Origin of the sequence: Cohnella sp. OV330, from assembly GCF_900112065.1 — a bacterium.
Classification (GTDB): domain Bacteria; phylum Bacillota; class Bacilli; order Paenibacillales; family Paenibacillaceae; genus Cohnella.
Map to the genome: position 1 here is coordinate 341,989 of NZ_FOKE01000004.1, position 19,955 is coordinate 361,943.

21 protein-coding genes and 1 riboswitch are annotated in these 19,955 nt (G+C 60.0%); all 21 genes read right to left on the reverse strand.

Features of this window, described 5'->3' with window-relative positions; all coding sequences use genetic code 11:
• Position 1 precedes the first annotated feature (1 nt).
• Complete coding sequence (locus tag BM235_RS11525; RefSeq protein ID WP_090112930.1) at positions 2-718, reverse strand: response regulator transcription factor; 717 nt, start codon at positions 716-718, stop codon at positions 2-4.
• 50 nt (positions 719-768) lie between these two features.
• Complete coding sequence (gene ccsA / locus BM235_RS11530; RefSeq protein ID WP_090112932.1) at positions 769-2,028, reverse strand: cytochrome c biogenesis protein CcsA; 1,260 nt, start codon at positions 2,026-2,028, stop codon at positions 769-771.
• Positions 2,025-3,704 (reverse strand): cytochrome c biogenesis protein ResB, encoded by a 1,680-nt coding sequence (locus tag BM235_RS11535; protein WP_090112934.1) that lies wholly within the window; start codon positions 3,702-3,704, stop codon positions 2,025-2,027. The genes ccsA and BM235_RS11535 overlap by 4 nt, the downstream gene beginning before the upstream one ends.
• A 24-nt stretch (positions 3,705-3,728) precedes the next feature.
• Entirely contained in the window at positions 3,729-4,259 is a 531-nt protein-coding gene (locus tag BM235_RS11540; RefSeq protein WP_255374323.1) for a redoxin domain-containing protein, read from the reverse strand.
• Positions 4,260-4,391: 132 nt separating this feature from the next.
• Positions 4,392-5,132 (reverse strand): pseudouridine synthase, encoded by a 741-nt coding sequence (locus tag BM235_RS11545; RefSeq protein WP_090112937.1) that lies wholly within the window; start codon positions 5,130-5,132, stop codon positions 4,392-4,394.
• Between the two features lie 80 nt (positions 5,133-5,212).
• Complete coding sequence (locus tag BM235_RS11550; protein WP_090112939.1) at positions 5,213-5,743, reverse strand: spore maturation protein; 531 nt, start codon at positions 5,741-5,743, stop codon at positions 5,213-5,215.
• Positions 5,744-5,797: 54 nt separating this feature from the next.
• Positions 5,798-6,460 carry a nucleoside recognition domain-containing protein gene (locus BM235_RS11555; RefSeq protein WP_090112941.1) on the reverse strand — a complete coding sequence of 221 codons (663 nt, stop codon included), beginning with the start codon at positions 6,458-6,460 and terminating at the stop codon, positions 5,798-5,800.
• Positions 6,461-6,474: 14 nt separating this feature from the next.
• Positions 6,475-7,626 (reverse strand): D-alanyl-D-alanine carboxypeptidase family protein, encoded by a 1,152-nt coding sequence (locus tag BM235_RS11560; RefSeq protein WP_255374324.1) that lies wholly within the window; start codon positions 7,624-7,626, stop codon positions 6,475-6,477.
• Between the two features lie 179 nt (positions 7,627-7,805).
• A complete protein-coding gene (ytfJ, locus tag BM235_RS11565; protein ID WP_090112943.1) occupies positions 7,806-8,294 on the reverse strand; it encodes a GerW family sporulation protein in 489 nt (162 codons plus the stop codon).
• Between the two features lie 150 nt (positions 8,295-8,444).
• The gene (locus BM235_RS11570; protein ID WP_158543732.1) at positions 8,445-9,146 is read right to left on the reverse strand and encodes a DUF2953 domain-containing protein; all 702 of its coding nucleotides are present in this window, start codon (positions 9,144-9,146) and stop codon (positions 8,445-8,447) included.
• A 67-nt stretch (positions 9,147-9,213) separates the two neighbouring features.
• The gene (gene scpB / locus BM235_RS11575; RefSeq protein WP_090112947.1) at positions 9,214-9,954 is read right to left on the reverse strand and encodes an SMC-Scp complex subunit ScpB; all 741 of its coding nucleotides are present in this window, start codon (positions 9,952-9,954) and stop codon (positions 9,214-9,216) included.
• Positions 9,923-10,666, reverse strand: coding sequence for a segregation and condensation protein A (locus BM235_RS11580; protein ID WP_255374325.1), 744 nt, complete (start codon positions 10,664-10,666; stop codon positions 9,923-9,925). The genes scpB and BM235_RS11580 overlap by 32 nt, the downstream gene beginning before the upstream one ends.
• A 167-nt stretch (positions 10,667-10,833) precedes the next feature.
• Positions 10,834-11,304 carry a 6,7-dimethyl-8-ribityllumazine synthase gene (gene ribE / locus BM235_RS11585; RefSeq protein WP_090113562.1) on the reverse strand — a complete coding sequence of 157 codons (471 nt, stop codon included), beginning with the start codon at positions 11,302-11,304 and terminating at the stop codon, positions 10,834-10,836.
• Between the two features lie 6 nt (positions 11,305-11,310).
• Complete coding sequence (locus tag BM235_RS11590; RefSeq protein ID WP_090112951.1) at positions 11,311-12,597, reverse strand: bifunctional 3,4-dihydroxy-2-butanone-4-phosphate synthase/GTP cyclohydrolase II; 1,287 nt, start codon at positions 12,595-12,597, stop codon at positions 11,311-11,313.
• Between the two features lie 28 nt (positions 12,598-12,625).
• A complete protein-coding gene (gene ribE / locus BM235_RS11595) occupies positions 12,626-13,303 on the reverse strand; it encodes a riboflavin synthase (RefSeq protein ID WP_090112953.1) in 678 nt (225 codons plus the stop codon).
• Between the two features lie 3 nt (positions 13,304-13,306).
• Positions 13,307-14,413: a bifunctional diaminohydroxyphosphoribosylaminopyrimidine deaminase/5-amino-6-(5-phosphoribosylamino)uracil reductase RibD gene (gene ribD / locus BM235_RS11600; protein ID WP_110468869.1), complete on the reverse strand. Its 1,107-nt coding sequence runs from the start codon at positions 14,411-14,413 to the stop codon at positions 13,307-13,309.
• 256 nt (positions 14,414-14,669) lie between these two features.
• Positions 14,670-14,853, reverse strand: a riboswitch (FMN riboswitch).
• A gap of 210 nt (positions 14,854-15,063) precedes the next feature.
• Positions 15,064-15,492 (reverse strand): peptidylprolyl isomerase, encoded by a 429-nt coding sequence (locus BM235_RS11605; RefSeq protein WP_090112954.1) that lies wholly within the window; start codon positions 15,490-15,492, stop codon positions 15,064-15,066.
• Between the two features lie 145 nt (positions 15,493-15,637).
• A complete protein-coding gene (gene lysA / locus BM235_RS11610; protein ID WP_090112957.1) occupies positions 15,638-16,969 on the reverse strand; it encodes a diaminopimelate decarboxylase in 1,332 nt (443 codons plus the stop codon).
• Positions 16,970-17,135: 166 nt separating this feature from the next.
• Positions 17,136-18,806: a spore germination protein gene (locus BM235_RS11615; protein ID WP_255374327.1), complete on the reverse strand. Its 1,671-nt coding sequence runs from the start codon at positions 18,804-18,806 to the stop codon at positions 17,136-17,138.
• An 18-nt stretch (positions 18,807-18,824) separates the two neighbouring features.
• Positions 18,825-19,259 carry a stage V sporulation protein AB gene (locus BM235_RS11620; RefSeq protein WP_090112959.1) on the reverse strand — a complete coding sequence of 145 codons (435 nt, stop codon included), beginning with the start codon at positions 19,257-19,259 and terminating at the stop codon, positions 18,825-18,827.
• On the reverse strand, positions 19,252-19,884 hold the full coding sequence (locus BM235_RS11625) for a stage V sporulation protein AA (protein ID WP_369803501.1): 633 nt from the start codon (positions 19,882-19,884) through the stop codon (positions 19,252-19,254). Before BM235_RS11625 ends, BM235_RS11620 begins: the two co-directional genes overlap by 8 nt.
• Positions 19,885-19,955 lie beyond the last annotated feature (71 nt).

Below are 19,955 nucleotides of genomic sequence, written 5' to 3' on the forward strand. Positions count from 1 at the left end.
CTTACTTGGCGACCTCGAGCTTGTAGCCGACGCCCCATACGGTCGTGATCATCGCGGCGGCTTCGGTCGAGACGCGGTTCAGCTTTTCGCGCAGCCGCTTGACATGCGTATCGACCGTGCGCAGATCCCCGAAAAAGTCGTAGTTCCAGACATCCTTCAGCAGATCTTCGCGGGAAAACACTTTGTCCGGCGAACTCGCCAAATAGTGGAGCAGCTCGTACTCCTTGGGCGTCAGGTTCACTTCTTGTCCGCCGGCGGTGACGCGATGCGCGTCATGCTCGATGACCAGATGCGGGAACACGATATTGTTGCTCGTATTGAGCTCCTTGGACAAGAAGGCGGTGGCGGACGATCTCCGCAAGATCGCCTTGATGCGGAAGATAACCTCGCGCGGGCTGAACGGCTTGACGACATAATCGTCGGCGCCGGCTTCGAAGCCCTGGACGCGGTTCACTTCTTCTCCCTTCGCCGTCAGCATGATGACCGGCGTTGCCTTGGATTGGCGCAGTCGGGAGCATACCTCCATGCCGTCGATGCCGGGCAGCATCAGGTCGAGCACAATCAAGTCGTACTCTTCCTCGAGTGCCAGCTTGAGCGCAGTCTCGCCGTCCTCGGCTTCTTCGATGACATAGCCTTCCTTTTCCAAATACATGCGCAGCAGGCGACGGATGCGTTCCTCGTCGTCCACCACCAGTATGCGATTTCCGGCGCTCATTATAGGGTTCGGCCCCTTTCTTCACATTAACTCAGCTGTCCTTAGTATAACGGTTATACGCCTGCGTAGGAATGCAGGCCGGCTATGACGAGATTGACGCCGATCAGCGTGAACAGCACCACGATAAAGCCGATGACCGCAAGCCATGCCGACCGGGTACCTTGCCAGCCTCTGGAGAGCCGCAGGTGAAGATAGGCGCTGTAGAACAGCCAGGTGATAAGCGCCCATACTTCCTTCGGATCCCAGCCCCAGAATCTCGACCAGGCGATCTGCGCCCAGATCATCGCGAAGATGAGCGCGCCGAGCGTAAATACCGGGAACCCGATCGCGATCGCCCGGTAACTGATCTCGTCGAGATCCTCCGGATCGATGTCGGACAGATGCGGATGGATGACGGCTGCGATCGGCTTGCGCGCGATCAGCCGCAGGAGGCCGTACAGGATCGCGCCGGACAGCAGCGACCAGATAACGGTGTTCAGCTTGCGACCCGCGTTGACGCCGTTCATCCAGGACGGCGCTTCGAACAGCGGATCCTTGATGCCGAGATACGGCTGCATGGACAGCTTTTCGCTATTGTAAGGCGCCACGATCGGCGGCAGGCCGTATTCGACCGTCTGCGTAACGCTATTCTCGACGCCCTGCTGATTGATGCTCACTTTCTCCTGCTGGAACTTGGCTTCGTAGCCGCCTCCGCGGAAGGCAAATACGGACACGAGGAAGCCGATGATCACGACCATGAAAAACAGGACGAACTCGACCCATCGCTGCTCGCGGCGGCCGGCTTTGTCGGTTCGCGAGAAGTCGATGACGCGCAGCAGCTGCACGAGCGCGGCGGCGAAGCCGACCGCGAAGAACGCTTCGCCCGTGGCGGCCGTCGTCACGTGAATTTTAAGCCAGTAGCTGTTGAGCGCCGGGATGAGCGGCTGCACTTCCGACGGGAACACGGCCGCATACGCGATGATGATGACGACGAGCGGGATGGCGAACGCGCCGAGCAGGTTGTTGCGGTAGATCAGGTGGACGATGATGAAGGCGAAGACGATCGCCATCGCCAGGAACGTCATGAACTCGTACATATTGCTCGTCGGGATATGGCCGCCGCCCTTCCAGCGGGTGAAAAAGAAGGTCAGGTGGCATACCCAGCCGGCAACCGCCAGAATGAAGCCGAAGCGGCCCCAACGGCGATTGTGGAGCTCGGGCTCCCGGTTGCTCCAGCGCTTGCCCGCCACCGCGATCGCATAGCAGATGAACGAAGCGCAGTAAAGGTAAAAGGCGGCCTGGAATGCGGTGCTGCTGATATCAAGCCAGTTCAACGTGAATTCCTCCTGTTATCGAGCGCCTTCGGATCGACGGCGATGCCGCATTTGGCGAGCGCCGACGCCGTTTCGTTTCGAATGCCGTACGTATTCTTGTTCGTATGCGCGCCTAACGTAAGCCTGCCGCCGTCGATGCGCAGCCAGATGCGCCGGTGATGCCAGTAGAAGCCCATCACGAGACCGATCATCGAGATCGCCGCGCCTACCCATACGTACGGCATCGCCCTGTCGACCCGAACGTTAAGGAAAGTCGTGTACTGCGAGAACTTCACGTTTTCCATTTTGCCGACTTCGAAATTGAAGCGCCCCGAATTGCTGCCGAGCTTTTTGAAACTGTCGTTGATCTGCTGCTGGACGCCCTTGTCGTCGGCGCTCGGCATCGGGAAGTAGATGTACAACTCTCCCTCTTCGGCCAGATCGGGTCCCGTGATCCGGAAGACGAATGCCGGATTGTTGAAGTCGCGGGACTTGGTCATCGGACGGCCTTCCTCGTCGAGTCCGAAGTCGGGGTACACGTCGTTCAGCGTCAGCGTGTAAGGACCTGCCTCCGATTTCTCCGCCGGATCGTCCATTTTCAGGTCGAACGGTCCGTAGGACTGCCCGCTCTTGGCATCGAGCAGCATCGGCTTGACTTCGATGAGCCGGATTTTTTGCTCGAAATTGTACTGATACAGCTTGAGCCCCTTGTATTCGAGCGGCGAATTCACCTCGATGTCGTGGGATTCGACCTTCTCAAGCACAGGATCGTGCAGCGGATCGTCGTTGCAATACTGCGTGCACGCGTACAGCGTCGCCTCGGTCTGGTAAAGCTTGGCGCGAAGCGTGCCCTTCAGTTGGTCCGGAAGCTCCTCGTCCTTGTAGTAATCGACGATGAACTTATCGTTGCCGACGTAATAATTCGTACCGGGAATCTGCTTGACCTGATACTCGTCGATGCTCACGTATTGGTCCATATGCCAAGCCGGTACGCTTCTGCCCAGCACCGCGAGCAGGAACAGGATCAATCCGATGTGGTTGATGTAAGGCCCCCACCGGCTGAACCGGTTTTTCTCGGCGAGCAGCGCGGTGCCTTCCGTCCATACGCGATAACGCTTGCGCTTCAGTTGGGCGCCGAAGTCCGCGACCCACTTCTCTGCATCTCCCGGGATATCGGCCTCCAGCACGGTCTGCTGGCGGGTCAGGAATGTCAAATGCTTGCGGACCTGCTGCTTGGACAGCGCTTTGTAGAGCGGCAGCACGCGGTCGAGGCTGCAGATGACGAGCGACGTGCCGATCATGACGAGCAGGCCGATGAACCACCAGGATTCGTACGTGCGGGACAAGCCCAACGCCTGGTACACCGCGCCCCAAGTGCCGTACGTTTCTTTGTAAAATGCAGCAGGGTCGTCCAGATTGATAAAGGTGCTCTCTTGCGGGTAAATGGTGCCGATCGCGGCGCCGACAAGCGTGAGAATGATGAGCCAGATCGCGATCTTGACCGACGAAAAGAAGTTCCATACGCGATCGATGACCGCCGGGTTCTTCTTCTGCGAGCGCCTGGCCGCGCCGTCGTAGCGCATCTCCAGGGGCGAATCGAGCGGAAGATCGTCCACCAGCGGCTTGCCGCAGGATTCGCAGAGCACGGTTCCCGTCGGATTCTGGTGACCGCACTCGCACTTGGTATTGTGTATCAACTCTTGCTGCCTCCTGTCAAAGCCCTAATCCTTGCCGAGCAGCAGCGCGATGCGGGAACCGATCGTCTCCTCGCTCATCGGGCCGCCGATGACGATATCTTGAATCTTGCCGTCGGCCGAGATGAAGAAAGTCGTCGGATACTCCTTCAGGCCGTATTTGCGTTCCGTTTTTTTGTTTTTGTCGAGCAGCACGGGGAAGTTGATGTCGTAAGATCTAAGGAAGCTGCCGACGCTGACGCGGTCCTCGCTCAGGTTGATGCCGACCAGCTGGACGCCCTGATCTTTCCATTTGTCGTATTGCGCCTGAAGCGCGGGCATTTCGTTGCGGCAGGGCGGACAGAACGTCCCCCAGAAATTGACCACCAGCGGCTTGCCCCGATACGAATCCAGACTATGCGCCTGGCCGTCGAGGCCGAGCAATTCGAACGCAGGCGCTTTGCTGCCCGGTTTAAGCGCTTTAGTCGGCGTCAAAAAGGACTGGCCGATCGCGTATCCCCCCACAAGCAGTACGACGGCCAGTATGATGTATTGGATCGGTTTGCGATAACGCTTCACTTTGTCACCACCGGCGTCTTTTCTTCCATTATAGCGAAAATACCGGATTCGCAGGCAAGCGCCCGGAGCTCCGGTTTTGAACATTGTGTGACACGCCGCGACGCGGGTGTGTCCTGTGCCGGAACCTCCGGTTTACTCGCCTCGCTCCGCTTTTTTCGCGGCGTCGCGCAACGATTGAACCTCGGCCTCCGACAGCTTGCGATATTTGCCGCGCTGCAGGTTGTCCAGGGTGAGTCCGCCGAACGAGACGCGCTTCAGGCGGATGACCGGATGATGAATCGCTTCGAACATGCGCCTCACCTGCCGGTTGCGCCCCTCGTGAATCGTGATCGAGATCGTCGCTTGCTTGCCTTCCGGATCGACGTCGTGATATTCGATCTCGGCGGGCGCGGTGATGCCGTCTTCGAGCTTGATTCCCTTCTGGAGCTTGTCCAGCGCATCGCCGTGCGGCACTCGCTCTACGGTAGCCAAGTAGGTCTTCGCCACATGGTGGCGCGGATGGGTGAGCAGATTGGCGAGCTCGCCGTCGTTCGTGAGCAAGAGCAGCCCCTCGGTGTCGTAGTCGAGCCGGCCGACCGGGTATACGCGTTCCTTGACGCCCTTGAGAAAATCCGTTACGACCGTGCGGCCCTTTTCGTCATGCATGCTCGTGATGACGCCTTTAGGCTTATTGAACAGCAAATAAAGCTTGCTCTCGGATTTGATTTTTTTGCCGTTCACCGCGATGGCATCCTTGGCGGGATCGGCCTTGACGCCGAGCTCCTTGACCACCTCGCCGTTGACCGTCACCTTGCCGGCCGCGATGAGCTCCTCGCATTTACGTCTCGATGCGACGCCAGCGTTCGCGAGTATTTTCTGCAATCGTTCTTCCACTGATGGTTCACCTCACCCCCCATCATACTCCGATGGCGGGTTTTGCACAACTTGGGCGAGGAATCCTGAGGGAGGGGTCTTTAAAAAAGGAGCCAACAGGCGAAAACGGCCGCGAAAAATCCGACGGCATCGGAAAATAAGCCGACTTTGAGCGCATATCGGGCGTTGCGGATGCCGACGGCGCCGAAGTATACCGTTACGACGTACAAGGTCGTGTCCGTGCTGCCCTGCACGACGGAAGCGATCCGCCCGATCAGGGAGTCCGGACCGTAGGTTTTGATGAGATCGGTCGCAAAAGCGAGGGAACCCGCGCCCGTAATCGGGCGAAGGAGGCCGAGCGGAAGCACCTCGGCGGGGATGCCGAGCGCGCTGAATAACGGGGCGACCCAGCCGATCAGCATGTCCATCGCGCCGGAAGCGCGAAACATGCTGATGGCGGTCATCATGCCGACGAGATGGGGAATGATGGCGATCGCCGTCTGGAAGCCGTCTTTGGCTCCGTCGACGAACGTCTCGTAAACCGGGACTTTGCGGAAGGCGGCGACGAGCGGGATGAGGACGATAAACATGGGGATCGCCCAAGCGGAGAGTGCGTGCAAGGCGGCAACCATGGCGAACGCTCCTTTCTCCCTCGGAATCTAAACTTGAAGCCTAAATCTAGGCGTCTAGAACGATGCCGGCGGCTGTGCTGTCGCTTGTCCCGGCGGACGGCCGGCGACCGAAGCGGACGGCGGCTGAACCGGGGGCGCTCCGCGCTTTTTTCGGCGGTACCAGCGGTCGGCCGCGATGGCGGCTCCTGTCGATATGGCGGTCGCGAGCAGCGTCGGCCCGATAATATCCGCTGGATGCGCCGAGCCAAAGTTCATCCGAATGGCGATGAGCGTCGTCGGCACGATCGTGATGCTCGCCGTGTTCAGCGCCAGCAGCGTGCACATGGCCGGCGTCGCGACGGCCGGATTCGGATTGAGCTTCTGAAGCTCCTGCATGGCGCGTATGCCCATCGGCGTGGCGGCGTTGCCCAGTCCGAGCAGGTTCGCGCTCATGTTGGACAAGATGTAACCGAGCGCCGGATGATCCTTCGGCACGTCCGGGAACAGCCAGCGAACGACCGGCGCCATGAACAGCGACAGACGACGGACGATGCCGGATACTTCGGCGATTTTCATAAGTCCCATCCAAAAGACGAGGATGCTGATTAAGCCGAAGCATACGGTGACGCCGGTCTGGGCGCCGGAAAAAGCGGCCTCGGTCACCTGCTGGACGCGCCCGTTGGCGGCGCCGAAAACGACGCTGAGCGCGATCATCCCGAGCCAGATCCAGTTGACCATAAGGCCGCCTCCCTTTATTTGGATTGTCGTTCGGGCGTCGGCGCCTGAGGCAGCAACTCGACGGCGCCGATAGGCTCGCCGTTTAACCGGTACGAAATCCTGCCCCGGTAGCCTAATTTGTAATCGGTCGTATCGGGCCCATACAAATCAAGGCGGAGCTGAATCTTCTCCCGCTCGCCGGCGGCGAACGGATAGCTTAGCGTAGAAGCGGCTACGAACGGATAATATTGCACGGCAGCGCCCTTGGAGATCACCTGCTCCATCCGATACGCGGCAAAGCCGTAGTCGAGCAGCTTGGCATGATCGTTCCAGTCGTTCCCGTCGTTAAGCGTCACGGCGGCCAACTGCCTGCCGCCGCGCGTCGCCGAGCTGACGAGCGTCCGCAGCGCCTGCTTGGTATAGCCCGTCTTGACGCCGTCGGCGCCTTCGTACAGATGGAGCATCTTGTTTTTGTTGACCCACTTATAATCCCATTCCTCTTCGGGATTCGGCGCCGTCTTGACCTTGGTGCCGACGATCTCGCGGAAGGTCGGGTCGTGCAGCGCATAGGCCGCCAGCTTCGCCATGTCGTTCGCGCTGGCATAATGCCCTTTTTGATCCAGACCGCTCGGATTGGCGAAGTGACTGTTCGTCATTCCGATTTGTTCGGCTTTCGCGTTCATTAAAAAGACGAAGCCGTCCAAGGAACCTCCGACGTGCTCGGCGATCGCCGTCGCGGCGTCATTGCCCGAGCGCAGCATGAGCCCGTACAGCATGTCCTTCAGCTTCATTTTCTCCCCGGCCTTCAGATAGATCGAAGAGCCTTCCTTGCCGGCGGCCCGGCTGCTTACGGTCACGATGCCGTCCAGATCGCTATGCTCGATCGCGATGATCGCGGTCATGATCTTGGTCGTGCTCGCGATCAGCATCGGCTCGTCGCCGCGGCTGCTATAAAGCAGGCGGCCGCTCGTCACGTCGATCAGCGCGGCCGCCTTCGCATGGGTCGACGGTTTGCCGGGTTCGGACTGCGCGGGCTTCGCCGTCAATGCCGGCGTGCGGTCCTTCCCGTTCGGCGAAGCGGATGCTGACGGGATGGCCGGCGAAAGGAACAGCGACATCGCGGCTACCGCGACCGCCGCCATCGCCAAGGCGCGTGAGCGTCGACGGCTTTTCGTTCGAGCTTGCATTAACGGTTTCCTCCCTGCGGGCTTGCTTGTCTGCCAACCGTCTCTCCATTGTATGCGGGCATGTCCGCGCTTATGCGACCGCCTCCGGCCGCATGGCTCGCACATGAAGAAGCGCAAGGCGGACACCCGGTACGGGCAAGCCTTGCGCTGATGTTCGCCGTTCGCTCGCGCGCAGGGGCTCAGTGCGAGTTCAGATCGGGATCCGGCTTGATCGATGCGATCCGGGGCTCCTCGATCCGCTCGTCCTTGTCGCCGCGGAACATGCGCTGAAGCTTGTCGACCCAGCTCGGCGCCGCGTCGATCAGCCGTTCGAACAGATGCGTCTGATTGTCAAGCGGCACGACCTTGACCCCTTGGGCGCCTACGACGAGAAACGCGATCGGGCTGATCGATACGCCGCCGCCGCTGCCGCCGCCGAACGGCATTTGCACGCTCGCGTTGTGGCCGCCTTCTTGTTGGTTCTGTCCTTGCTTGCGCTTGCCTTGCTCCTCCATGCCCTGGAATTCGGAGCCGCCGGCCGCGAATCCGAAGCCTACTTTGCTGATCGGCAGGATAACGCTGCCGTCCGGCGTCTGAACGGGCTCGCCGACGATCGTGTTGACGTCGACCATTTCTTTGATGTTTTCCATTGCGGTTTGCATCAAGCCTTGAATCGGATGTTCGGACATGCTCTCGCTCGCCTCCTATGCTGTTTGCTGCGCGGCATTCGGATAAATGAAGCCTTCCGCCAGCTATAGGTTAACCGCCGCTTGCGCGGAATATGTAACCCGGACACCCCATATCGGCATGCGCCGTTCGCTTTGCGATCCGATCGGGCTTTAGGTTCTGGACGCTTGTCCCGGGACCGCGCGCCAATCCCGGTATGCCTTGCGCAGCGCCGAACCGTACCGAAGACGCGGCAACAGCCTCAGACCATGCGCAAGCACGGCGCTCGTCCGGATTCGAAAATCCGCTTCCCATACGATAGACAGCTCGATTCCGGCGTAGACCGGCTCCACTTGACCGTGCGGATGCGTTCTCAGCTTGACGAAGCGATCCAACACGCCTGTCGCGATCCCCATGATCGACCAACAAAGCCCCGTCGCTACGGCGGTCGACGCCGCGTCGCCCGTCCCGATCCGGATATCCATCCGATAGCGCGTGCATTCGATTTTGCGGAGCCCTTCGAACATCCACCCTCTAAGTTCCCTTACGGACGCGAGGATCTCCCGGATCGCGAGTTTAAGTCGCCGGAGACTTCGCAAGTTGATCAGCCTTTTCCCCGAATTAGACGACGTCTGTCCGGCGCCCGTCGCCTCCGTCTGTTCCTTTACATGATACGATAGGCCTGTCTTCGATAGTTTGATCGTAGGGATCTCAACGTTAATACGGTACAGTCCATACAGCGCGTGCACGATCACGACGAGCTGGTCGAGCTTGCCGCTGCGGGAATATCGGATCCGGACGCGGACGAAAGATAGACAGGCGGCGACGACGGCTGCCAGGAAGCATGCCGCCGCGGCCCAATACCAAAAAACCATACGCTCCCCCGCCTTTCGCATGGGGATAGTATGGCCTCGGCACATGGGTTCATGCGCATCATTTAGATTATAATTCCCAATCGTCGGACTTCGGCGCAGGGGCCGGCAAGCGCTCTTCTTCCTCTTCCTCGCCTTCGTCCGCGCGGATCCGCCCCGTCGAAGTCGCATCTTCTTCGTCGTCGGCAGGCAATCCTTCAAGCAGGGCGCGATCCAGGTCGTCGAGCGACAGCTGCCTGCCCTCGATCCGCTCGAACAGCATCCGCGTGCGCTCCTCCATGTCTTCGTCCGCATCGGCCGCGACGACGGGATCCGGCAGGTCCTCGATGCCGGACAAGCCGAAATAGTCGAGAAAAGCTTTGGTCGTCCCGTAGAGGATCGGGCGCCCGATCTGTTCGGCGCGGCCGACCTCTTCGATCAAATCTTTGGCGACCAGCGTCTGGAGCGGCCGCTCCGCCTTGACGCCGCGGATCTCTTCGATCTCTACCCGGGTGATCGGCTGGCGATAAGCGACGATGGACAGCGTTTCAAGAGCCGCTTGCGAGAGCGGCGTTCGCGCCGGCGAATAAGCGAGCTTTTCGAAATAAGCCGCATGCTCGGGCGCCGTCGTGAGCCGGTACGTGCCCGCGATCTCCGCGATGCGTATGCCCCGCTTGCGCCGGGTGAGATCCTTTTGCAGATCCTTGACGATGTCGGTGACGACGTCGCCGTCCACCTCTACGATTTCCGCGATCGTTTTTTTCGTAAGCCCGTCTTCTCCCGCGACGAACAGCAGCCCTTCAAGTACCGATTTCAAGGTCGAATAATCCATCGTCGTCGGCCTCCCTTCCCGTCCACGTCAGCACGATCTCGTCGAACAGCCCGCTCTGATGGCAGCTGACCCAGCGCCGCTTCATGAGCTCCAGCACGGCCAGAAAGGTGGCTACGATCTCCTCGCGCACCGGCGAATCGCCGATGAGCTGGGAAAACATCACTCTCGCTTCCCCTGCCGCGCCGCGCGTCTTGAGCACCGACATGATGTCGCGGATCCGATCCTTGACGGAGATCTCGTCCCGCTGGATGGCGGAGATCCGGTTTCTGCCGGATGCGCGCCTCAGCGCCTTGCGGAATGCCCGAACCAAATCGTCGACATGGAGCCCTTCGACCGGATTGCGCTTAACGCTCGGCTCGAACGGCGACAGGTCGTAAGGCTCGCGCGTAAACACCAGGCTGCGCTCAAGCTCGTGCTCGCGCAATTGCCCGGCGATCGCCTTGTATTTTCGGTATTCGATCAGCTTGCGGATGAGCTCTTCGCGCGGATCCTCGCCGAAGTCGTCGACTTCCGTCAGCCAAGGCTCGTCCGTAATCGGCGGCTTGGGGAGCAGCTGTCTGCTCTTCATCGACAGCAGCGTGGCGGCCATCACGAGAAATTCGCTCGTCACGTCCAGCTCCAGCTCCGTCATCGCCTCGAGATAGGACATGTATTGGTCGGTAATGTCGCTGATCGAGATGTCTTCGATGGCGATCTCCGCTTTGTCGATCAAATGGAGCAGCAGATCGAGCGGGCCTTCGAACGCTTCCAGCTTGTATAAAACGGTCGTGCCGATGTCAAATCACCCTTCCCCAGCGTTCAAGCGAAGCCCCGGACAGCGCCGAAGGCGACGGAGCTTTTCCGCCGCCTTCCTGCGCTTCCGGCGGTCGGCCGGTCCGTTCAGCCTTGCAGCGCCCGCGTCAGGTTGGCCATCTCGATCGCCGTCGCCGCGGCTTCCCAGCCCTTGTTGCCGGCTTTCGTGCCCGCACGTTCGATCGCCTGCTCGATGCTGTCGACGGTCAGCACGCCGAACACCGTGGGGACGCCGGTCTTGAGTCCGACCGCGGCGACGCCCTTGGCGGCTTCGTTGCAGACATAATCGAAATGCGGCGTGGAGCCGCGGATGACGGCGCCGAGCGTGATGACCGCGTCGTACTTGCCGCTCTCCGCCATCTTCTGCGCGATCAGCGGAATCTCGAACGCGCCGGGCACCCAGGCGACCTCCACCTCGTGATCCTCGGCGCCATGGCGCTTGAACGCGTCGAGCGCGCCGCTCAGCAGCTTGGAGGAGATAAACTCGTTGAAACGACCTACCACGATGCCATATTTTAACCCTTGGGAGATGAGATTGCCTTCATATACAAATGCCATATTCATTCATCCTCTCTTCGGCGCAAGGCCGGTCTGTTCGTTTTGTTCGATCGTCGGAATCGGGGCGAGTTGCTCCTCTTGGTCTTCTGCGAACGAGAGCAGGTGACCCAGCTTGGAACGCTTCGTCCGCAGGTACGATTTGTTGTCCTCGTTTTCGGTCATCTGGATCGGCACGCGCTCCACGATTTCCAATCCGTAACCTTCGAGGCCGCGAACCTTGCGCGGATTGTTCGTTAGGAGCCGGATGCGCCGGACGCCGAGATCTTTGAGAATCTGCGCGCCGATGCCGTAATCCCGAAGGTCGGGCGCGAATCCCAATTTAATATTCGCCTCGACGGTGTCCAATCCTTCTTCTTGCAGCTGATAGGCGCGAAGTTTGTTGAGCAAGCCGATGCCGCGGCCTTCCTGGCGCATATAGAGGAGGATGCCGCGCCCCTCGCGGGCGATCTGGCGCATCGCCGCCTCGAGCTGCGGACCGCAATCGCAGCGGTGCGAATGGAAGATATCGCCGGTCAGGCATTCCGAGTGCACCCGCAGCAGCACGGGCTCGCTGTCGTCGATGACCCCTTTGACGAGGGCGACATGCTCTTTGTTGTCCACCTCGTTGGAGTAGGCGACCATTTCGAAATCGCCGAAGTCGGTCGGCATGCGGACGGCGACTTCCCGCTTCACGAGCTTTTCCTTATCGTTGCGATAGCGGATCAACTCTTGTATCGAGATCAGCTTCAGGTCGTGCTCCTTGGCGAAAAGCTGCAAGTCGGGCAGCCGCGCCATCGTCCCGTCTTCTTTGATGACCTCGCAGATGACGGCTGCCGGGGCCGAATCGCAGAGGATCGCGAGGTCGATAGCGGCTTCCGTATGGCCGGAACGACGCAGAACGCCCCCCTTTTTCGCGATCAGCGGGAAAATATGACCCGGCTTGCGAAAATCGCCCGGCTTGGCCTCCGGATCGATCAAGCCCTTTACGGTCATGGCGCGTTCATATGCGGAAATCCCCGTCGTCGTGGAAATATGGTCGACCGATACCGTGAACGCCGTACCGTGATAATCCGTATTGTGGCTGACCATCGGCGGAAGCTCGAGCTGCTCCGCCCGTTCCTGGGTGATCGGCGCGCAGACGAGCCCGCGCGCCTTCGTGATCATGAAATTGATCACCTCGGGCGTCGCCTTCTCGGCGAGCGCGATGAGGTCGCCTTCGTTTTCCCGGTCTTCGTCGTCCACGACGAGCACCATCTTGCCTTGCTTCAAATCTTCTAGCGCAGACTCGATCGTATCGAAAGTCCAATTTTCCATGGCCCTTTTCCCCCTTGTACCGTCCAAGTCAGAAGCCGAATTCTCTCAGCTTCGCTTCCGTGAGCCCGGATGCAGCTGCAGCCGCCGGCGCGGATGGCTGGCCTCCGTGTCTCTCATGCAGCAGATGATCGATATATTTGCCCAAAATGTCGTTTTCTACGTTGACCGAAGCGCCCGGCTGCTTGTTCGCGAGCGCCGTCTCCGCCAAAGTGTGCGGGATAATCGATACCGCCAGCGTCCCCGACGTCCGGTCCGCATCGATGACGGTCAGGCTAATGCCGTCCAGCGTGATCGAGCCCTGCGGCACGACGAGACGCAGCAGATGCGGCTGTTCCGGCCGCAATCTGAATACGACAGCGTTCGCTTCATGCGTGCGGGACACGATCAATGCCGTGCCGTCCACATGCCCTTGTACGATATGGCCGCCGAAACGGCCGCCTGCGAGCATCGCCCGTTCGAGATTGACGGGTTCGCCCGGTTTTAAATGCTTGAGATTGGTATGCCTGTACGTCTCCGGCATGACGTCCGCGCTGAAGCCGCCGCCGTTGAAAGAGACGACCGTCAGGCAAACGCCGTTCACGGCGATGCTGTCGCCGAGCTTCACGTCCTCCAGCACCTTGCGCGCGGACACCGTCACCAGCAGCGCCTCGCCGCGGCTCTCGATCCGCTGCAGCTTGCCGACCTCTTCGATGAGTCCCGTGAACATCCGCTAACCTCCTTCTCCGCGCCGCTCGGGATAGCCGGTGACGCACCAGTCATCCCCGTAGCGCTCGATCGACGCGATCTTGATATTCGCCGCGTCTCCCATTTGTTCCGGCCCGCTGAACGCGAAGCCCGAAGGCGCCCCGTCGCCGACGATCTTGGGCGCGTAGAACAGCATCATCTTGCCGACGAGGCCGGCCTCGAGCAGCGAGCCGTTCAGCACGCCGCCGCCTTCGGCCAGTACCGAGCCGATGCCGCGTTCGCCGAGCGCCTTAAGCCCCGCCTTCAGGTCGACGCGCGGGCCCGGCCCGCAACGGACGATCTCGGCGCCCGATTCGGCGAGCCTGCGAGCAACAGCCTCATCGGCCTCGTCCGTCGTCAGAACGACGGTAGGCGCGACGCCGTTCAGCACGCGGGCGTCCGGCGGCGTGCGCAGCCGCGAGTCGACGACGACGCGGACGGGATGAAGCCCCGGCACCGCTAGCCGCGTCGTCAGCTCCGGATCGTCCGCCAGCACGGTTCCCGCGCCGACCATGATCGCATTATGGCGGTGACGCAGCGTGTGGACGGCTTCGCGGGACGACGGGCCGGTAATCCATCGGCTGTGTCCGGTGCGCGTGGCGATCCTTCCATCCAACGTAAGCGCGGTTTTCACGGTCACGAACGGCATGCCGGTGACGATAAAGTGGTTAAACGCCTCGTTCAGCGTTCGCGCCTCCTCGCCTAAAAGGCCTACATCGACGGCGATGCCGTTTGCCCTTAGCTTGGCGATGCCGCTGCCCGCGACGAGCGGGTTCGGGTCCTCCGCCGCCACGACGACGCGGCTGACGCCTTCCGCGATCAGCCGATCGCAGCAGGGCGGCGTCCGTCCGTAATGGCTGCACGGCTCGAGCGTGACATATGCCGTCGCGCCGGACGCTTCGGCGCCCGCCATATTGAGCGCGTGAACCTCCGCGTGCGCTTCGCCGCGTTTCAAATGCGCGCCGATCCCGACGATGCGTCCTTCCTTGACGACGACGCAGCCGACCATCGGATTGATCCCCGTCTGGCCGGCGGCCCCAGCCGCGGCTTGAAGCGCGAGGCGCATGTAGAACGCGTCGTTCAGCAGCTCCATCCCTCGTCACTCCTTCTTAATCGCTGACTTTGCAACTTGCTCGAAAACGCAAAAAACCCGGAGTTCCATCCCCCGGGTCGAATAGTCGCACAGCATTAAACAGACCTACTGTATGTATGAAGAAGTCGTCCGGCTCGAACGACGAAAAATCGCCGCATTCAATTGTGAAAAGTAGCACAAACACAATCGATGCCGATCAAATTTCGCATCATCCATTACCGCACTGCCTGCCTCATGAACACGTTCGGCCGTGCTGCGCTTCCTTCTCCCATCCAGACTGTCACTGTCGGTCCCGGATTTTCACCGGGTCCACCGCCTCGCGCCGTCATCGGAATGAAGGGCGCTAATACGGGTCACGGACTGACGGCTGTCCCCGCGATCGTGTCGCAAGGATGCCGATCACCGCCGGTGGGGAATTGCACCCCGCCCCGAAGGTAAGCATCAAAAATCGTTCGTCATCCGCGGAATCCTCGTCGGTCAAGACTGACAACCTATATCCGAGTCCGAGAATCGGATTGAACGATTTATAGGCATGTTAGCACCATTAATGAAAAAAAGCAAGGATTTTCATCCTTTCCCATGGCGACCGAAAGGAACTTTGAACTTCACGCAAAAAAACCCGCTGCATGAGCGGGCCTGCTGAAAATCGGTTACTCGGTTACCGAAATGGACTCGAACTTGTCGCCGCCGCGCAGCGCGTCGACATGCTCCATGCCGGAGACGACCTTGCCGAAAACGGTGTGTACGCCGTCGAGGTGCGGCTGCGGCGAGTACACGATGTAAAACTGGCTGCCGCCCGTATTCTTGCCGCGGTGGGCCATCGCAAGAGCGCCGCGCTCATGCTTGTTCGGGTTGATCTCGCAGTCGATCTCGTAGCCGGGACCGCCCGTACCGTTGCCGTTGGGGCATCCGCCCTGGGCGACGAAGCCCGGGATGACGCGGTGGAAGCTCAGGTTATTATAGAAGCCCGTGTTGGCAAGCTTCTCGAAGTTGGCGACCGTGTTCGGGGCGTCCTTGTCGAACAGTTCGACGACGACCTCGTTGCCGTTGGCCAGTTTGATCGTAGCTTGCTTAGACATGTAAGATCAACGCTCCTTCTCATTCGCTGTTTTTGACTTGTCCCATCATACTACATTTTGAGAAAAAAGGAAAAAGGCCGCCGCAAGCGGCGGCCAACCTCGCAATGCTAAGTTTGCGATGCCTATGCCTTTCCCCAAGCTTTGCTTAACCGCGAACCGCTTGCTTTTGGAGACGTTCGGGCAGCAGGTCGTTGCGGGCGATATCCTCGAACGATTCGCGCGCGACGACAAGGTCTGCTTGTCCGTCCTTCACGAAGACGACCGCGGGACGGCGAATGCGGTTGTAGTTGCTCGCCATCGCATAGTTGTAAGCGCCGGTGCAGAACACCGCGAGCACGTCGCCGGACTGTACGGGAGGCAGCTTGAGGTCCCAGATGAGCATGTCGCCGCTCTCGCAGCACTTGCCCGCGACCGACACGAGCTCCGTCGCTTCGTCTTCGGGACGGTTGGCAAGCACCGCCTCATACTTGGATTCGTACAGCGCGGGACGCGGATTGTCCGTCATGCCGCCGTCGACGGCGATATACTTGCGAACGCCGGGGATGTCCTTGCTCGTGCCGACCGTGTAAAGCGTCGTGCCGGCGTCGCCTACGATGCTGCGGCCCGGTTCGACCCAGATCTCCGGCAGCGGGTAGTCGGCTGCGGTGAACGAGGAAATGATGGCGCCCGTAATCGCCTCGACGTAAGTCGCCACCGGCAGCGGCGCGTCGCCTTCGACGTAGCGGATGCCGAAGCCGCCGCCCAGGTTGATGACGGAAAAGGTTTTGTCCAGCTTCGCGCGCACTTCGAGGGAGAACGCGGCGACCTTTTCGACCGCCATGCGGAAGCCTTCGACCTCGAAGATTTGCGAACCGATATGCGAGTGCACGCCAAGCAGGTTGAGCTGCGGCTGGCGGAGCGCCTCTTCGACGGCGCGAAGCGCCGTGCCGTTGCCGATGTCGAAGCCGAACTTCGAATCCTGCTGACCGGTGGAGATATAGTCGTGCGTATGCGCCTCGACGCCCGGCGTCACGCGCAGCAGGATGTTGACCTTCCGGCCGCGCTCGGCGGCGATGGCGTTCAGCAGCGCGAGTTCGGTGAAGTTGTCGACGACAAAGCAGCCGATGCCGGCGTTCAGCGCCATCTCGATCTCGTCCGGCGTTTTGTTGTTGCCGTGGAAGTGAATGCGCTCCGGCGGGAATCCCGCCTGCAGCGCCGTATACAGCTCGCCGTCCGATACGACGTCGAGGCTCATGTCCTCCTCTTCGGCGACGCGGCACATGGCCATGACGCAGAAGGCCTTAGATGCGTAAGCGACTTGGAACTTGAGGCCGGTCGCCTTGAATGCCTCGACGTATTCGCGGGCGCGCTGGCGCACGAGCGCCTCGTCTACGACGTAAAGCGGCGTGCCGAACTTCGCGGCGAGGTCAAGCGTGTCGACGCCTCCGATCTCGAGATGTCCCTTGTCGTTAATGCGGCTGGTACCGTGAAAGTACATGTATGATTTCCCCTTTTCGGACTGGAATTCGATCGCGGCGTACGCATGGACGGGTCGTAACAACCGTCTTCATACGCGATAATCTGAGTATATCCCAGGATGCGATTCGGGGAAATGGAGGATTTGGCGCATCATTTGCATTCCTTCGCGCAAGCGCCGTCCCGCCTTATTCTGCGGGTTGCTTTCCGCTTTGCTTCGGCCTGTAGATCGACGGCCGCATACGGATCTTCGGCAGCGGCCTGCGCAAAAACACGTTGAACAGCGCCGGACCGTTAAAAGGAATGAACGGCCACATATAAGGCGTGTTGTACGAACGGATCATGACCAGGGCGATGAGCATGATCGCCGCGCCGGCGGCAAAGCCCGGCAGCTGGAACAAGAACACGGCGACTAGCAGCACAAGCCGGACGATTCGGTTGGCCAGCCCTAGCTCGTAGCTGGGCGTTGCGAAGGTTCCGATCGCGGCCACCGCCATGTACAAGATGACTTCGTTGATAAAGAGCCCCGTTTTGACGGCGATGTCCCCGATCAAAATGGCCGATACCAGCGACATCGCGGTCACGAGAGGCGTCGGCGTATGAACGGCGGCGAGCCGCATCAGGTCGACGCCGATCTCGACCAGCAGGAACTGCAGGATGAGCGGCAGATCGCCGGTTTTATCCGCTCCGAGGAACCACAGCCATGACGGCCGAAGCTCCGGGGACTGCGCGTACATGTACCACAGCGGCATAAGAAACATGGACGCCAGCAGGCCGAAAAAACGGATCCAGCGCAAATAAGTTCCGATAAAGGGATTTTGCCGATTTTCTTCAGCATGCTGGATCAAGTCGAAATAAGTGGTCGGAAGCATCATTACGCTAGGGGACGTGTCGACGAGGACAGTCACGCTGCCTTCGAGCAAGTGAGAGGCAACGACATCCGGCCGTTCGGAATAACGCACGAGCGGAAAGGGATTCCACCCCGTCTTGACCGTGAGCTCTTCCAGCTGCTTGTCCGCCAGCGGAATGCCGTCGATCTTGACCGCTTTGATCTTGTCCCGCACCGATTCGACGAGCTTCGTATCCGCCACGTCGTCGATGTACACGATCGCGACGTCCGTTTGCGTGCGCTCGCCCACCTTCGTAATCTCAAAGCGGAGCTTCGGGTCGCGCAGCCGGCGGCGGATCAAGCCGACGTTGGTTAAAAGACCCTCCGTGAAGCCGTCCTTGCTGCCTCGAACGACTTTTTCGAGCTCGGGTTGGTCGGGTTGCCGTCCCGGATACTGCCTGACGTCCATCAGCAGCGCCCGCGGCTCGCCGTCCACATAAAAAGCGGCATTTCCCACGAGCACGTCGTTCACCATTTCGGTAAACGAATCGATCTCGCGGATTTGAATCGAAGGCACGTAGTATTTCAGGAAACTTTCCAGGGCGTCGTGATCGACGCTGTCCGGGGTCAGATAGGATAGACGCTTTAATATTTCGGTCAATGCGGTGTCTTTGGCGAAGCTGCTCAAAAACAAAAGCCCCGTACGCTTTCCGCTAAATGTCATTTCCCTGATTTGCACATCGAAGGAAGCCGACATGCCAAGCGTTTCCTTGACTTTATCCAGCCAATCGTCGATTTCGGCGGGTATGACATCTTCCTTTTTCTTATCTCCGGCAGAATGCCGCAGCCGCTTCTCGTTACGATCATCGTCGTGCTTTGCGAACTTTTCCTTGCCCGTGCGTTTTTTCCTGTCCGGATCGGTCGGTATCAACGGCCGAATCGACGGTTTTTCCGCTTCTTTCGATTCGGTATCCAAGCGAGGTCCGCCCTCCGTCTTCAGCTCCATGCTTCCGTGTTCCGTCATGTCCATGCTTGCCAGTCCCTCCTGTCATTCATGCATCGGTTGAAAGAGCAGCCAATCCGCCAACGAGCCCGCCACTTTGCCGAGCACCATCGCGATCAGCAGCGCGAACAGATACGGACCGAGCCGAAGCCGCTTGGCGACGATCGGGATGACATTGAGCACCTCGGTCAATGCGGCAGCCAGCATGCCGACGAAAATGCCCTGGAAAATAGCAGGCGCTAGCAGCCATGCTTTTCCAAGCGACAGCCGCCAGTCGAATAGGTCCGCGCAGTTGAATCCCATGACGCCCGCGAGAAGCGCCGACTCGAATAACGCCGAGCGCCGGTAAGCCCGCGTCAGCTGCACAAGCCTCGGCACGAGATCCAGTACGATCAGCAGCGCGACGAACGCGCTCCCGACCGCGAAGCCGCCGGACAGGCCGACGATCGCGACGAGCGCTTCGCCTCCAAGCTCACGCATCCGGCTCTCCTTCCCGCGCTCTTGCTTTGGCATACTCTTCCGTAATGACATAGTGATTCACGTTTTCCTGGTACATGAACATCTCGACCTCCAACGGATTCGGTTCGTCGTTCAGCCTTTTGCGGAAGACGCGGTTGAAAAAAATGAGCATGCCGAGTCCGACGCCGAGCGAATACGGAACTTCGAACAACCACGCGTGACGGTCCGGACGGCCCGTCAGCAGCTCGATGATTCGCCGTTGGACGACAGGCATGTCCACGTCCGCATGAAAGTTCATGATGGCCATACCCGATCCGAAAAAGAGCAGCAGCCAAGCCGCGACGAGCAACGCATATCTCGGCTTCACCTTGCCGCTTGGCGTCATTTCGAGCAAAACATGCGGTTCTCCGAACGTTTCGACCGTGAGGTCGGGGTCAAATCGACGAATCAGCCTCACGATTTGGAGCATGTCGATCATAAGCAAATTTCCGTCTTCCGGACGCATTTTCCAGACGATCAATTCCCGAATTCGGTCTGCAAAACGGCGATCGGTCTCGATCGAAGCAATGTCTCCCAGCTTGATTACCGCGCCAGGCAGCACGTCGACGCGCCGCCGCAAGCGTAAATATACGATACCAGCCTTCAACCGCCGCACCTCCAGCGATCGTTTCCATGTAGTATGAAGCAACGCCAGGCATCCCATCCGCTCCCAATGCA

What these genes read in the sequence shown, in the direction of transcription:
- BM235_RS11555 (WP_090112941.1), bottom strand. Translation starts at nt 6,460, where the DNA reads ATGGTCAACTGGATCTGGCTCGGGATGATCGCGCTCAGCGTCGTTTTC.
- ytfJ (WP_090112943.1), bottom strand. Translation starts at nt 8,294, where the DNA reads ATGTCCGAACATCCGATTCAAGGCTTGATGCAAACCGCAATGGAAAAC.
- BM235_RS11605 (WP_090112954.1), bottom strand. Translation starts at nt 15,492, where the DNA reads ATGTCTAAGCAAGCTACGATCAAACTGGCCAACGGCAACGAGGTCGTC.
- BM235_RS11620 (WP_090112959.1), bottom strand. Translation starts at nt 19,259, where the DNA reads ATGCGTGAGCTTGGAGGCGAAGCGCTCGTCGCGATCGTCGGCCTGTCC.
- BM235_RS11590 (WP_090112951.1), bottom strand. Translation starts at nt 12,597, where the DNA reads ATGGAAAATTGGACTTTCGATACGATCGAGTCTGCGCTAGAAGATTTG.
- BM235_RS11550 (WP_090112939.1), bottom strand. Translation starts at nt 5,743, where the DNA reads ATGGTTGCCGCCTTGCACGCACTCTCCGCTTGGGCGATCCCCATGTTT.
- BM235_RS11560 (WP_255374324.1), bottom strand. Translation starts at nt 7,626, where the DNA reads ATGCAAGCTCGAACGAAAAGCCGTCGACGCTCACGCGCCTTGGCGATG.
- ribD (WP_110468869.1), bottom strand. Translation starts at nt 14,413, where the DNA reads ATGGAGCTGCTGAACGACGCGTTCTACATGCGCCTCGCGCTTCAAGCC.
- BM235_RS11615 (WP_255374327.1), bottom strand. Translation starts at nt 18,806, where the DNA reads ATGGACATGACGGAACACGGAAGCATGGAGCTGAAGACGGAGGGCGGA.
- scpB (WP_090112947.1), bottom strand. Translation starts at nt 9,954, where the DNA reads ATGGATTATTCGACCTTGAAATCGGTACTTGAAGGGCTGCTGTTCGTC.
- lysA (WP_090112957.1), bottom strand. Translation starts at nt 16,969, where the DNA reads ATGTACTTTCACGGTACCAGCCGCATTAACGACAAGGGACATCTCGAG.
- BM235_RS11570 (WP_158543732.1), bottom strand. Translation starts at nt 9,146, where the DNA reads ATGGTTTTTTGGTATTGGGCCGCGGCGGCATGCTTCCTGGCAGCCGTC.
- ribE (WP_090113562.1), bottom strand. Translation starts at nt 11,304, where the DNA reads ATGGCATTTGTATATGAAGGCAATCTCATCTCCCAAGGGTTAAAATAT.
- ribE (WP_090112953.1), bottom strand. Translation starts at nt 13,303, where the DNA reads ATGTTCACGGGACTCATCGAAGAGGTCGGCAAGCTGCAGCGGATCGAG.